Origin of the sequence: Streptomyces sp. NPDC059224 (genome assembly GCF_042754285.1) — a bacterium.
Lineage (GTDB): Bacteria > Actinomycetota > Actinomycetes > Streptomycetales > Streptomycetaceae > Streptomyces.
This window is the reverse complement of the sequence record NZ_JBHZAN010000005.1, coordinates 115,973-128,814: the sequence shown is the minus strand read 5'-3', so window position 1 is coordinate 128,814 and position 12,842 is coordinate 115,973. Positions and strand designations below refer to the sequence as shown.

The 12,842-nt window shown below is 70.0% G+C and carries 14 protein-coding genes, 1 tRNA gene and 1 riboswitch; of the genes, 11 read left to right on the top strand and 4 right to left on the bottom strand.

Features of this window, described 5'->3' with window-relative positions; genetic code table 11:
- Nucleotides 1–62 precede the first annotated feature (62 nt).
- A complete protein-coding gene (locus ACFXI4_RS07075) occupies nt 63–1,361 on the bottom strand; it encodes a PTS transporter subunit EIIC (RefSeq protein WP_384988736.1) in 1,299 nt (432 codons plus the stop codon).
- A gap of 189 nt (nt 1,362–1,550) precedes the next feature.
- Between ACFXI4_RS07075 and ACFXI4_RS07070 the strand changes: the two genes are divergently transcribed.
- The 4 genes from ACFXI4_RS07070 (at nt 1,551) to rdgB (ending at nt 3,771) form a co-directional block, all read left to right on the top strand.
- Nucleotides 1,551–1,784 (top strand): glucose PTS transporter subunit EIIB, encoded by a 234-nt coding sequence (locus ACFXI4_RS07070; protein ID WP_234544142.1) that lies wholly within the window; start codon nt 1,551–1,553, stop codon nt 1,782–1,784.
- Between the two features lie 75 nt (nt 1,785–1,859).
- Complete coding sequence (gene rph, locus ACFXI4_RS07065) at nt 1,860–2,600, top strand: ribonuclease PH (protein ID WP_384988735.1); 741 nt, start codon at nt 1,860–1,862, stop codon at nt 2,598–2,600.
- 130 nt (nt 2,601–2,730) lie between these two features.
- The gene (locus tag ACFXI4_RS07060) at nt 2,731–3,132 is read left to right on the top strand and encodes a hypothetical protein (protein WP_384988734.1); all 402 of its coding nucleotides are present in this window, start codon (nt 2,731–2,733) and stop codon (nt 3,130–3,132) included.
- A gap of 33 nt (nt 3,133–3,165) precedes the next feature.
- The gene (rdgB, locus tag ACFXI4_RS07055; protein WP_384988733.1) at nt 3,166–3,771 is read left to right on the top strand and encodes an RdgB/HAM1 family non-canonical purine NTP pyrophosphatase; all 606 of its coding nucleotides are present in this window, start codon (nt 3,166–3,168) and stop codon (nt 3,769–3,771) included.
- A 40-nt stretch (nt 3,772–3,811) separates the two neighbouring features.
- Here the strand turns inward: rdgB and ACFXI4_RS07050 are convergent.
- Together ACFXI4_RS07050 and bcp are read right to left on the bottom strand one after the other, a co-directional pair.
- A tRNA-Leu gene (locus tag ACFXI4_RS07050) sits at nt 3,812–3,894 on the bottom strand.
- A gap of 561 nt (nt 3,895–4,455) precedes the next feature.
- Nucleotides 4,456–4,923 (bottom strand): thioredoxin-dependent thiol peroxidase, encoded by a 468-nt coding sequence (gene bcp / locus ACFXI4_RS07045; RefSeq protein ID WP_362713301.1) that lies wholly within the window; start codon nt 4,921–4,923, stop codon nt 4,456–4,458.
- A gap of 96 nt (nt 4,924–5,019) precedes the next feature.
- On the opposite strand from bcp, the gene ACFXI4_RS07040 reads away from it, so the two are divergent.
- From ACFXI4_RS07040 to ACFXI4_RS07030, 3 genes are all read left to right on the top strand, one after another.
- Nucleotides 5,020–5,349: a DUF3618 domain-containing protein gene (locus ACFXI4_RS07040; protein WP_362713299.1), complete on the top strand. Its 330-nt coding sequence runs from the start codon at nt 5,020–5,022 to the stop codon at nt 5,347–5,349.
- A 72-nt stretch (nt 5,350–5,421) separates the two neighbouring features.
- On the top strand, nt 5,422–5,724 hold the full coding sequence (locus ACFXI4_RS07035) for a GroES family chaperonin (protein ID WP_382536575.1): 303 nt from the start codon (nt 5,422–5,424) through the stop codon (nt 5,722–5,724).
- Nucleotides 5,725–5,781: 57 nt separating this feature from the next.
- A riboswitch (guanidine-III (ykkC-III) riboswitch) is annotated at nt 5,782–5,850 on the top strand.
- Between the two features lie 31 nt (nt 5,851–5,881).
- Nucleotides 5,882–6,202 carry a DMT family transporter gene (locus tag ACFXI4_RS07030; RefSeq protein ID WP_384988732.1) on the top strand — a complete coding sequence of 107 codons (321 nt, stop codon included), beginning with the start codon at nt 5,882–5,884 and terminating at the stop codon, nt 6,200–6,202.
- 18 nt (nt 6,203–6,220) lie between these two features.
- On the opposite strand, the gene ACFXI4_RS07025 is transcribed toward ACFXI4_RS07030, so the two are convergent.
- On the bottom strand, nt 6,221–8,647 hold the full coding sequence (locus ACFXI4_RS07025) for a transglycosylase domain-containing protein (RefSeq protein WP_384988731.1): 2,427 nt from the start codon (nt 8,645–8,647) through the stop codon (nt 6,221–6,223).
- Between the two features lie 435 nt (nt 8,648–9,082).
- On the opposite strand from ACFXI4_RS07025, the gene ACFXI4_RS07020 reads away from it, so the two are divergent.
- From ACFXI4_RS07020 to ACFXI4_RS07005, 4 genes are all read left to right on the top strand, one after another.
- Nucleotides 9,083–9,883, top strand: a complete 801-nt coding sequence (locus ACFXI4_RS07020) for an ABC transporter permease (protein WP_384988730.1) — start codon at nt 9,083–9,085, stop codon at nt 9,881–9,883.
- A 79-nt stretch (nt 9,884–9,962) separates the two neighbouring features.
- Complete coding sequence (locus ACFXI4_RS07015; protein WP_384988827.1) at nt 9,963–10,727, top strand: ABC transporter permease; 765 nt, start codon at nt 9,963–9,965, stop codon at nt 10,725–10,727.
- Entirely contained in the window at nt 10,685–11,719 is a 1,035-nt protein-coding gene (locus ACFXI4_RS07010) for an ATP-binding cassette domain-containing protein (RefSeq protein WP_362713292.1), read from the top strand. Before ACFXI4_RS07015 ends, ACFXI4_RS07010 begins: the two co-directional genes overlap by 43 nt.
- Nucleotides 11,720–11,728: 9 nt before the next feature.
- A complete protein-coding gene (locus ACFXI4_RS07005; RefSeq protein WP_384988729.1) occupies nt 11,729–12,481 on the top strand; it encodes a DUF1707 domain-containing protein in 753 nt (250 codons plus the stop codon).
- The last annotated feature ends 361 nt before the right edge of the window (nt 12,482–12,842 follow it).

Below are 12,842 nucleotides of genomic sequence, written 5' to 3'. Positions count from 1 at the left end.
AGGAACCCGTCAATTCCGCAACGGGAGAGTCACGATTTGTACTCCGTCCGGGGACGCTCCGGCTAAGCCTTGGTGACGTCCTCCACCTCGTCCTCCGGCTCCCTCCCCGGGGTCTTCAGATCGAACCGCGTGATGGCGAACCGGAAGATCACGTAGTAGACCACCGCGAAGCACAGACCGATCGGGACGATGGCCCACGGCCTGGTCGCCAGGTTCCAGTTGATGACGTAGTCGATGAGCCCCGCCGAGAAGCTGAACCCGTCGTGCACCCCGAGCCCCCACGTCACCGCCATCGACACCCCCGTCAGCACCGCGTGCACCGCGTACAGCAACGGCGCGATGAAGAGGAACGAGTACTCCAGCGGCTCGGTGATCCCCGTGACGAACGACGTCAGCGCCACCGACAGCATCAGACCGCCGATCTCCTTGCGCCGGTGCGGCTTCGCGCAGTGCGTGATGGCCAGCGCCGCGGCCGGCAACGCGAACATCATGATCGGGAAGAACCCCGACGTGAACTGACCCGCATCCGGATCGCCCGCCAGGAACATGTTGATGTCCCCGTGCACCGTCAGACCCGCCGGCGTGGTGTAACTGCCGAACTGGAACCAGATGGGCACGTTCAGGAACTGGTGCAGCCCGATGACGAGCAGCGCCCGGTTCGCGACCCCGAACACCCCCGCACCCCAGGCGCCCGCGTCCCGCAGCCAGCCGCTGAAACTCTCCAGCCCGTCACCGACCGGCGGCCACACCCACAGGCACAGCACAGCGAAGACGATCGCGACGAACGACATGATGATCGGCACCAGCCGCCGGCCGTTGAAGAAACCGAGCCAGTCCACCAGCCGCGTACGGTGGAAACGAGCCCAGAAGTACGCGGTCAGCAGCCCCATCGCGATCCCGCCGAACACCCCCGGGTTCTGGAACGTGAACGTCGACACCGAGCCGTCGCTCACCTGGCAGCCGATCCCCGGCAGCGCCCTCGACCCGCCGGGACAGTCCTGCGGGAACTGGTGCAGCACCCCGTAGTAGACGAGGAAGCCGGCCACCGCCGCCAGCGCCGTCGACCCGTCCGCCTTCTTCGCCATCCCGATCGCGACGCCCACGCAGAAGAGCAACGGAAGCCCGACCGACCCGTCGAGCAGCGCGCCGCCCGCGCCCTGCATCACCTTGGAGACATCGGTCCAGCCGAGCCCCTGGTCGCCGAAGACGTCAGGCTGCCCCAGCCGGTTCAGGATCCCCGCCGCCGGCAGCACCGCGATCGGCAGCTGCAGACTCCGCCCCATCTTCTGCAACCCCTGGAAAAGAGCGTTCCACCGCTCCCGTCCGGGACTGACCGTGCTGTCGGCGCTCTCGGCACTCATGGACACGTCCTCCGGGCCGCTCGGCTCCACCCCAGGGGTTTGGCGACCGCGCATCCGCTGGTGTAGACCAGTTGACGACGGTTCCGCCGCAGTGCTCGCCATCATTCGGCAGGCGCGGCACGGCCGCTCGAAAAGTTGGGCCAACTGTGGGTTACTGCGACAAAGCGGTTCGGATCAGGGAGAAGGAACATGGCCAGCAAGGCTGAGAAGATCGTCGCCGGCCTCGGCGGAATCGAGAACATCGACGAGATCGAAGGCTGCATCACCCGGCTGCGCACCGAGGTGCACGACGCCTCGAAGGTCGACGACGCCGCCCTGAAGGCCGCCGGAGCCCACGGCGTCGTCAAGATGGGCACCGCCATCCAGGTCGTCATCGGCACCGACGCCGACCCGATCGCCGCGGAGATCGAAGACATGATGTGAGCCCCGGGCTCACCCGAAGGGGCTCCCCCCTCCTGGGGACGAGCCCCTTCTGCCACTCCCGATAGGCTCTTCGCCATGTCTCGAATCGACGGCCGCACCCCCGAACAACTCCGCCCGGTCACCATCGAACGCGGCTGGAGCAAGCACGCCGAGGGCTCCGTCCTCGTCTCCTTCGGCGACACCAGGGTCTTCTGCACCGCCTCCGTCACCGAAGGCGTCCCCCGCTGGCGCAAGGGCAGCGGCGAGGGCTGGGTCACCGCGGAGTACTCCATGCTTCCCCGTGCCACCAACACCCGCGGCGACCGCGAGTCCGTCAGGGGCAAGATCGGCGGCCGCACCCACGAGATCTCCCGCCTCATCGGCCGCTCCCTGCGGGCGGTCATCGACTACAAGGCCCTCGGCGAGAACACCGTCGTCCTCGACTGCGACGTCCTCCAGGCCGACGGCGGCACCCGCACCGCCGCGATCACCGGCGCTTACGTGGCACTGGCCGACGCCATCACCTGGGCCAAGGAGCGCAAGCTCGTCAAGGCGGGCCGCCAGCCCCTCACCGGCACCGTCTCGGCCGTCTCCGTCGGCATCGTCGGCAAGGTCCCCCTCCTCGACCTCTGCTACGAGGAGGACGTCAGGGCCGAGACCGACATGAACGTCGTCTGCACCGGCGACGGCCGCTTCGTCGAGGTCCAGGGCACCGCCGAGGCCGAACCCTTCGCCCGCGACGAACTCAACGCCCTCCTCGACCTCGCCGTCGCCGGCTGCACCGACCTCGCCGCCATCCAGCGGGCCGCGCTCGAAGCCACCCTCCCGGCAAAGTAAAGGGAGACCAAAAAGCCGAGGTACGGCGGGGCAACCAGGGCGAGCGGCCCCGCGTCCCCATAGGTACGGGCGCACGGCGTGAACAACCGTGCGCTCGGCCAGTCGTACCCAATGGGAGGGGAACACCGTCATGGCCGCCAGCCGACGCCGAGGCCGCAGCACCGCCATCGCCGCCGTAGCCGCGACCACCGCACTCGCCGGCGCACTGCTCACCGGCTGCGACGCCGTGAACAAGGCCCTGGACTGCGTCCAGACCGCCGACTCCATCGCCGACAGCGTCACCGACCTGCAGCAGGCCGTGGAGAACGCGGCGAACGACCCCACCCGGGCCGACGCCTCCCTCGACTCGATCCAGACCAACCTGAAGAAGATCGGCGACAAGACGGACGACGCCGACGTCAACAAGGCCGTCGACGACCTCGACAAGGCCGTCGACAACGTCCGTACGGCCATCAGGAACGGCGACTCGACGCCCGACGTCACCCCGGTCACCGACGCGGCCGGCGAACTCACCAAGGTCTGCACCCCGTAACCGCCGGGCCCGGCCCTTGGGATACTTCCCACCATGACGACCCGCCTGATCCTCGCCACCCGCAACGCCGGCAAAATCACCGAACTCCACGCGATCCTCGCCGAGGCGGGACTGCCCCACGAACTGGTGGGCGCCGGCGCGTACCCCGACATCCCCGACGTCAAGGAGACGGGCGTCACCTTCGCCGAGAACGCGCTCCTCAAGGCCCACGCCCTCGCCCGGGCGACGGGCCTCCCGGCGGTCGCCGACGACTCCGGCCTCTGCGTCGACGTCCTGGGCGGCGCCCCAGGCATCTTCTCCGCCCGCTGGGCCGGCCGCCACGGCGACGACAAGGCCAACCTGGACCTCCTCCTGGCCCAGCTCTCCGACATCGCCGAGGAGCACAGGGGCGCCCACTTCGCCTGCGCGGCGGCGCTGGTGTTGCCGGACGGCACGGAACGCGTGGTCGAGGGCCAACTGCGAGGCGCCCTCCGCCACGCCCCCTCCGGCACGAACGGCTTCGGCTACGACCCGATCCTCCAGCCGGAGGGCGAGACGCGGACGTGCGCGGAACTGACCCCCGACGAGAAGAACGCGATCAGTCACCGGGGGAAGGCGTTCCGCGGGCTGGTGCCGGTGGTGCGGGAGCTGTTGGGCTGAGACGCGCGGGGGCCGCCCGGGAGGGCGGCCCCTCTGTGGGTGCGGCCGATGGGAGTCGAACCCACATGGGCAAATGCCCCGAGGCACCTAAAACCTCTGCTTATACCATTCAGCAACGGCCGCGTGGTCGCCCATGCTACCCGGAATGTGGACGGCGTTGATTGCCACCTCTGCACCAGGTGCCGGTGATCGCGTGGCAGTTCGGCCACAGCGGAGTGCGTGGTGGCGAGTCCTTCCTCGGCGATCCACCCCCGTCAGCAGCGCACGCCGTGTGCCGGTATCCGGGCGCCGCGGCAGGCGCGGTGTCCCGGCGATGGAGACCGACTCGGCCACCGCCGCGCGCAAGTCGTCGGCCCCGGGGCATGGTTGACGGCCGGAGTCACGAGAATGCGAGATGCCGATCCCGACGTGGGCGAAGCGCTTGCGGAGGCAGCGATCGAGTCTGGCACCGGGCTCGCTGCCGGAGTGGGCGATCACTTCATCGATGCTGGAGCACAGCCGGGCCGCCCCCTCCAGCCGCTCCCTGGTGTACGCACTCGCTCCCATCGAGTCCCCTCCGTTCCGGCTGCGCGGTCGCAGCCCGTACGGAGTAATGAACCGGTTGTCGGACAGTCACGCCCGCAGAAGGGGGAGCGGCCCGCGCCGGGGCTTCCGGGGCGGGCCGTTGGGCGGAACAGGGGGTTGTCAGATGCCCAGGTCCTTGATGATCTTGGCTACGTGGCCGGTGGCGCGGACGTTGTAGAGGGCCCGTTCGACCTTGCCCTGCTCGTCCACGATGACCGTGGAGCGGATGACGCCCAGGTACGTCTTGCCGTAGTTCATCTTCTCGCCGTACGCGCCGTACGCGTCCAGGACCTTCTTGTCGGGGTCGGCGACGAGGGTGACCTTGAGGTTCTCCTTGTCGCGGAACTTGCCGAGTTTCTCCGGCTGGTCGGGGGAGACGCCGATGACGTCGTAGCCCGCGCCGGCCAGCAGGTCGAGGTTGTCCGTGAAGTCGCAGGCCTGCTTCGTGCAGCCCGGCGTCAGCGCCGCCGGGTAGAAGTAGACGATGACCTTGCGGCCCTTGCGGGCGGAGAGGGACACCTCGTTGCCGTCGGCGTCGGGGAGGGTGAAGTCGGGGGCTACGTCCCCGGGCTGGAGTCGCTCGCTCATCGGTCCAGCGTAACGGGGGGTCCTGACAGTGCGGTGGCGGCGAGAGCTGACAGACTGTCCAGGACAGGGAGCACGGGAGACTTCGGAGGGCCCACGGTGGCGGACACGTCGGACACCAGAACCCCGGCGCAGATCGAGGCGGACATCAAGCGACGCCGCGGTGTGCTGGCCGAGACGCTGGACGAGATCGGGGTGCGGGTGCACCCGAAGACCATCGTCGGCGATGCGAAGGCCAAGGTGGCGGCCAACGTCGATCACACGCTCGGGCGGGCCTACGTCCAGGTCAACCGGGCCGTGAGCGATGTGCGGGCGCAGTTCGTGGACGAGGAGGGCGCGCCGCGCCTGGAGCGTGTCGTGCCCGTCGCGCTGGTCGCCGTGGGCGTGGTCGGTCTGCTCGTGTTCCGTGGCCGACGACGCAAGCGCTGAGCGGAAGCAGGTAGGTTCAAAGGCGTGAGCGCCAACAGAAACGACACCCATCACGACAAGCTGCCCATCCGGATGCTGCACGACCGTGTGCTGGTCAAGCAGGAGACCGGCGAGGGTGAGCGGCGGTCCGGCGGTGGCATCCTCATTCCCGCCACGGCGGCCGTGGGGCGCCGGCTGGCCTGGGCCGAGGTGGTCGCGGTCGGGCAGAACGTGCGTACGGTGGAGCCGGGTGACCGGGTGCTGTACGACCCGGAGGACCGTGCCGAGGTCGAGGTGCGCGGGGTGGCCTATGTGCTGATGCGTGAGCGCGATCTGCACGCGGTGGCCGCCGACCGGTTCGAGGGTTCGGAGGACTCGACCGGCCTGTATCTGTGATTCAGTGACCGAAGGGGCCTGGTGACTGCGGTCACCAGGCCCCCTTGTCGTTCCTTTGCTAAGTTCGAAGGAGCCAGCCCGACGAGACGCGCCGTACCGGGACCGTGCAGGCAAAGACGACGCACCCCGTTCCGCGAACGTCTCGGAGGTGTCCGTCATGGCCTGGGTTCTGCTCGTCGTCGCCGGTCTGCTGGAGGTCGGCTGGTCGGTCGGGATGAAGTACACCGACGGGTTCACCCGGCTCGTCCCCGGCCTGCTCACCGGCGGCGGGATCGTCGCCAGCATGCTGCTGCTCTCGTACGCCGCCCGGAGCCTGCCCATCGGTACCGCGTACGGCGTCTGGGTGGGGATCGGGGCGGCCGGGGCGGCGGTGTTCGGCATGCTGGTGCTGGGGGAGCCGGCCACCGCCGCGCGGATCTTCTTCGTGTGCCTGCTGCTGGTCGCGGTGGTGGGGCTCAAGGCGACCGGCGGTCACTGACCGGGCGGGGCACAGGTCCTAGGGGAGTCCGAAGCCGCCGCCGCCGTCGCCCGCCGTCGTTCCGGTCGTGGCGCCGCCGTCGCCGGTTCCGGCCGTCGTGCCGGTACTGGTGCCGTCGGTGGTGGTGCCGGTGGACGTGCCCGAGTCGGTGCCCGAGGTCGTCGTGCCGGAGTCGGTGCCGGAGGTCGTCGTCCCGGGCGTGGTGGACCCGTCGGTGGTGGAGCCGTCGGTGGTGCCCCCGTCGGTGGTGCCCGCGGTGGTGTTGCCGTCCGTCGTCCCGCCGTTGTCCTGCTCGCCGCCGGTGGTGCCGCCGTTGTCCTGGTTCTCGCCGGTGGTGCCGCCGTTGTCCTGGCCGCCGGTGCCCGGGGTGGCCGGGTTCTGGGTGGCCGGGGCCACGGTCTCGGCCCCGGGCTGGAGGTCGAGGTCGAAGGCGGAGGCCACGACGCCCTTGAGGGCGGCCTTGGTGTACTGCGCCCAGATCTCGGTCGGGGCCCCGCCGCCGTTGATGCGTTCCAGGCCGAGCGCGCCGTAGAGCGGCTTGTGGGCGGCGGTCACCGGGTCCTGGCCCATCACGGAGACGACGGTGGCGAGGTCGGGGGTGTAGCCCGCGAACCAGGCGGCGGTGTCCTCCTCGGCGGTGCCGGTCTTGCCGGCCGCGGGCCGGCCCGCGGCCTGGGCGGCGGTGGCGGTGCCGTTGTCGACCACGCTCTGCAGGACCGAGGTCGTGGTGTCGGCGGCCTGGCGGCTGACGGCCTGCTTGGTGGCGGACGCCGGCAGTTCGATCTCCTGCGTGCCGTCCTTGGTGACCTTCTCGACCATCGTGTACGTGCCGTGCCTGCCGTGGTTGGCGAGGGTGGCGTACGCCTCCGCCATGTCCAGGACGCTCGCGGTCGCGGTGCCGAGCGCGATGGACGGGTAGGGCTGGAGGTCCTTGGTGTCGGAGGGGATGCCCAGGCCGACGGCGGTCTGCTTGACCTTGGACGGGCCGACGTCGACGGCCATCTGCGCGTACACCGCGTTCACCGACAGGTCGGTGGCCTTGCGGACGGTGATCTCGCCGTAGGACTTCTCGTCCTCGTTCTCCGGTGCGTAGCTGTCGCCGGGCCAGCCCTGGACGGGGCGCTTGTTGGTGCCGTCGTAGTAGGTGTTCGGGGTGATGGTCTGGCCGGACTGGGTGGTGGAGCCGTTGTCGACGGCGGAGGCGAACACGAACGGCTTGAAGGTGGAGCCGACCTGGAAGTCACCGCGGGTGGCGCCGTTGGTGTACTGCTTCACGTAGTCGATGCCGCCGTACATGGCGACGACCTTGCCGGTCTTCGGGTCGACCGAGGCGCCGCCGGCGCGCACGTAGGTGTCGGCCTTGTGGTTCTTCTTGTCGAGCTGGGAGATCAGCTTGTCGTCGACGGCCTTGACGAAGGCGTTCTGCTTGTCCTTCTCGATGGTGGTGGTGATGCGGTAGCCGCCGGCCTCCAGGGCGTCGGCGTCGACGATCTTGTTCTTGATCAGGTAGCTCTTGACGGCCTCGACGAGGTAGCCGCGCTGCCCGGACATGCCGGTGGAGACGGTCTGCTCCCTGGGCATGGGGAACTTCATGCCGGCCCGCTTCGACTCGCTGAGCCAGCCCTTCTTGACCATGCCGTCCAGGACGTAGTTCCAGCGGGCGACGGCCGCGGCCTTGTTCTCGGGGTGGGCGACGACGTCGTACTCGCTGGGCGCGTTGACCAGGGCCGCGAGGTAGGCGGCGCGGGCCGGGTCGAGGTCGACGGCGTCCTTGCCGTAGTAGGCCTGGGCGGCGGCCTGGATGCCGTAGGCGTTGCGGCCGAAGTAGCTGGTGTTGAGGTAGCCCTCCAGGATCTGGGCCTTGGACTCGGAGCGGTCCAGCTTGATCGAGATGAAGAACTCCTTCACCTTTCGGGTGACGGTCTGCTCCTGCGCGAGGTAGTAGTTCTTCACGTACTGCTGGGTGATCGTCGAGCCGGACTGGGTGCCCTTGCCGGTGGCGGTGTTCCAGGCGGCGCGCAGCATCGCCTTGGGGTCGACGGCGGACTCGGTGTAGAAGTCGCGGTCCTCGGCGGCGAGCACGGCGTGCTGGGCGTCCACGGAGACCTGGGAGAGGTCCACGTTCTCCCGGTTGACCTCGCCGTCCCGGGCCAGCTGGGAGCCGTCGGCGTACAGGTACACGTTGCTCTGTTTGGTGGCGAACGCGTTGGCCGTCGGGATCTGCACCATCGAGTAGCCGAGGAAGAACAGGCCGATCAGCAGGAGTACGCCGATCACGAAGGTGCCGAGGAGCATGCGCCAGGTGGGGACGATCCGTCGCCATCCGGTCCGCTTGGGCCGCTTCATCTTCTTCTCTCCCCCCTCCGTCTCCTGGACCGCCGTGGGCGGGTCCGTCGGGCCTTCGCCGCTCTGGTTCGGCTGCTGCGGCTGCGGCTCGTCACTCATGGTGTGCGCGGACTCCTGTGGTGCGGTGCGTCGTACGTCCCGGGGGCCGGTACGCCTTCGGCGCTTACGGCGCCTTCGTTACCGGAGGCTACTCATGCCTCCTTTGATGAAGACTGTCCCATCCGTCGTTCAGTTCCCTGACCACGGCACGCGTCGGGGTGGCCGAAACGTGTCGGGCGGGACGGACGGGTGCCGTGCGGATGAACTGGTCAGCCTGTTAGAGGAGTTCGGCTGCGGGACCGGTTGCTGTGAGTTCGCGCACGGTGGCCGCGCGGCATCGTGGGCCCGTCCCTCGTTCGGGCAGCCGCGCTCGGTCGTCGTGATCGCTCCTCCCGTGCGGGCAGAGGGGAGCGTGCCGGAAAACGGCAGGCGCGGGCGCCCTGCCTCCGCATAGGCTTCGGCGCTTCGGGTCGGCCGGCCGAGGAGGGCTGTGGCGTGGGTGCGGGACGGTTGTACGGTGCCGTCGCGGTGGGTGGTTTCCGGCGGTATGCGACGTATCGGACGGCCACCGCCGCCGGGGTGTTCACCAACACCGTCTTCGGGATCATCCTCGTGTACACCTACCTGGCGCTGTGGAACGAGAAACCGCACCTCGGAGGCTATGACCAGGCCCAGGCGGTGACCTACGTGTGGCTCGGACAGTGCCTCTACGCGACGCTCGCCATCCAGGGCGGGGGCGTGGAGAAGGACCTGATGGAGCGGATCCGTACGGGTGAGATCGCGATCGACCTGTACCGTCCGGCCGATCTCCAGCTGTGGTGGCTGGCGACGGACCTGGGCCGGTCGCTGTTCCAGCTGCTGGGCCGCGGGGTGGTCCCCTTCGCCTTCGGCGCGCTGTTCTTCCCGATGGCCCTGCCGGGGGACGTGACGACCTGGGTGGCCTTCGCGGTCGCCCTGCTCCTGGCCATGACCGTCAGCTTCGGCATCCGCTACCTGGCCGCGCTGAGCGTGTTCTGGCTGATGGACGGCATGGGCGTCAACCAGGTCCTGATGGTCCTGGGGATCTTCTGCTCGGGCATGACCCTGCCGCTGAACGTCTTCCCGGGCGCCCTGGGCGATGTCGTACGGACCCTGCCGTGGGCGGCGCAGCTCCAGGTGCCCGCGGACGTGCTGCTGGGGGAGTCGGCTCCGCTGAGCGCGTACGCGTTCCAGGCGGCGTGGGCGGTGGCGCTGCTGGCGGCGGGACGGCTGATCCAGACGGCGGCGACCCGGCGGGTGGTGGTGCAGGGTGGCTGAGCGGGTCCTGGAAGGCACCGCCGGGCCGCGGGCGTCCCGGCCGGTGGAGGGTGTGCGGGCGTACCGGCTGATCGCCGGGATGTGGATCCGCTCCTCCCTGACCTACCGCGCGTCCTTCGTCCTCACGCTGGTCGGCAATCTGACGGTGACCGGCCTGGACTTCGCCACGATCCTGCTGATGTTCACGCAGGTCGACCGGCTCGGCGGCTGGACCATGCCCGAGGTGGCCTTCCTGTACGGGCTGTCCACGACCGCGTTCGGCCTGGCCGATCTGGTCTTCGGGTCGATGGACGTGCTGGGCGCGCGGATCCGCGACGGCTCCTTCGACACCCTGCTGGTGCGCCCGGCTCCGGTGCTCGCGCAGCTCGGCGCGGACCGGTTCGCGCTGCGCCGTCTCGGCCGGGTGGTCCAGGGCGGGCTGGTGCTCGGGTACGCGCTGTGCGCCGTGCACGTCGAGTGGACGGCGGCGAAGGTGCTGCTGGTGCCGTTGTCCGTGCTCAGCGGCGCGGTGATCTTCTGCGCGCTGTTCCTGGTGGGCGCGACCTTCCAGTTCGTGGCGCAGGACGCGGCCGAGGTGCAGAACGCGTTCACCTACGGCGGTACGACGCTGCTCCAGTACCCGCCGACGGTGTTCGGGAGGGACTTCGTCCGCGGGGTGACCTTCCTGGTGCCGCTGGCCTTCGTCAACTGGGTGCCGGCCGCGTACGTGCTGGGGCGGCCGTATCCGCTGCGGCTCCCGGAGTGGACGGCGTGGTCTGCGCCGGTGGTGGCGGTGGTGTGCTGCGCGTTGGCGGGGCTGGCGTGGCGGGCGGGGCTCAGGTCGTATCGGAGCACGGGGAGTTGACAGTGTTCATCGAAGTGGACCGGGTCGAGAAGGTCTTCGAGGTCCGGCGCAAGACCGGCTTCCTGAAACGGGAGCGCCGGCAGGTACGGGCGGTGGACGCGCTCTCCTTCACGGTGGAGCGTGGCGAGATGGTCGGTTACATCGGCCCGAACGGCGCCGGGAAGTCGACGACGATCAAGATGCTCACGGGGATCCTGACGCCGAGCGGCGGCCGGCTGCGGGTGGCGGGCATCGACCCGTCGCGCGAGCGCACGAGACTGGCCCACCGCATCGGTGTCGTCTTCGGTCAGCGCACGACGCTGTGGTGGGACCTGCCGCTCGTCGACTCCTACCGCCTGATGCACCGCATGTACCGCATCCCCGACGCGCGGTACCGCGAGAACCTGGACCGGCTGGTCGAACTCCTCTCCCTGGAGAGCCTGTTGGACGTACCCGTACGGCAGCTGTCGCTGGGCCAGCGGATGCGCGGCGACATCGTGGCCGCGCTGCTGCACGACCCGGAGGTGCTCTACCTGGACGAGCCGACGATCGGTCTGGACGTCATCTCCAAGGCCAAGGTCCGGGAGTTCCTGCGGGAGCTGAACGCCGAGCGCGGCACCACGGTCCTGCTGACCACCCACGACCTCCAGGACATCGAGCAGTTGTGCTCGCGCGTGATGGTCATCGACCACGGGCGGCTGGTGTACGACGGTGCGCTCGCCGGTCTGCACGAGGCGGGGGAGAGCGAGCGGACCCTGGTGGTGGACCTGGAGCGGGAGCTGCCGCCGGTCGAGGCCGGCGGGTCGGCGCGGGTGGTGAAGGTGGAGGGACCGCGGCAGTGGCTGGCGTTCCCGGCGTCTCAGTCGGCGGCGCCGCTGGTGGCGCGGATCGCGGCGGACTACCCCTTGGTGGACCTCTCCGTCCGGGAACCGGACATCGAGACGGTGATCGCGAAGATGCTGCGGTCCCTGGAGACGCCCAGGAGCATAGTGCCCGGCGAGCGGAACTCGTAGTCTGCACTCATGACCGACGAAGCCCCGGAGCTGCGTGCCTCCGACGCCGACCGCGAACGAGTCTCGGAGATCCTCAGGGACGCCCTCGCGGAGGGGCGGCTCGACATGGCGGAGTTCGAGGAGCGACTGGAGGCGACGTACAAGGCCCGTACGTACGGTGAGCTGACGCCGATCACGAGGGACCTCCCCTCGGCGGCCGTGCCCGCGCCGGTGTCACTGAGCAAACCACCGGCGGAGAGCGGCGGTTGGGCGGGCCGGATCGTCGGCGGCGAGGGTTCGTCCTCCTGGGCGGTGGCCGTGATGTCCGGTTTCCAGCGCAAGGGCCGCTGGACGGCGCCCAAACGCTTCAACTGCCTCGCGTTCTGGGGCGGCGGCGAGATCGACCTGCGCGAGGCGAACTTCGCGGACCGCGAGATCGAGATCAACTGCGTCGCGATCATGGGCGGGATGAGCGTGATCGTGCCGCCGGGTGTCGAGGTCGTGATGCGCGGCATCGGCATCATGGGCGGCTTCGACCACCGCGAGGACGGCACCCCGCCGGACCCGGCCGCGCCGCGCGTGATCGTGACGGGCTTCGCCTTCTGGGGCGGCGTCCAGGTGGAGCACAAGGTCACCCGGGCGGAACGCCAACGCCTCAAGGAGGAACGCCGCCAGGAACGACTCGACCGCACCCCCTCCCGCCACGAACTCCACGCGGCCCGCCGGGAGTGGCGCGAGGAGCGCCGCGAGGAACGTGACCGGCGCAGGCACGGCCGGCTCTGATCCCGGGGGGTGCCTGTCGGCCGGCGGCGGGGTGTCGGGCCCGGGGACGCGGGGAACTGCGCGACCAGCCCCCGCCGGCCTGCGGGGGATCACTGGCCGTATCCGTCCGCGAGGAACGTGACCGGCGCAGGCACGGCCGGCTCTGATCCCGGGGGGTGCCTGTCGGTCGGCGGCGGGGTGTCGGGCCCGGGGACGCGGGGAACTGCGTGACCAGCCCCCGTCGGCCTGCGGGGGATCACTGGCCGTATCCGTCCGCGAGGTATGTGACCGGCGCAGGCACGGCCGGCTCTGATCCCGGGGGGTGCCTGTCGGTCGGCGGCGGGGTGTCGGGCCCGGGGACGCGGGGAACTGCGCGACCAGC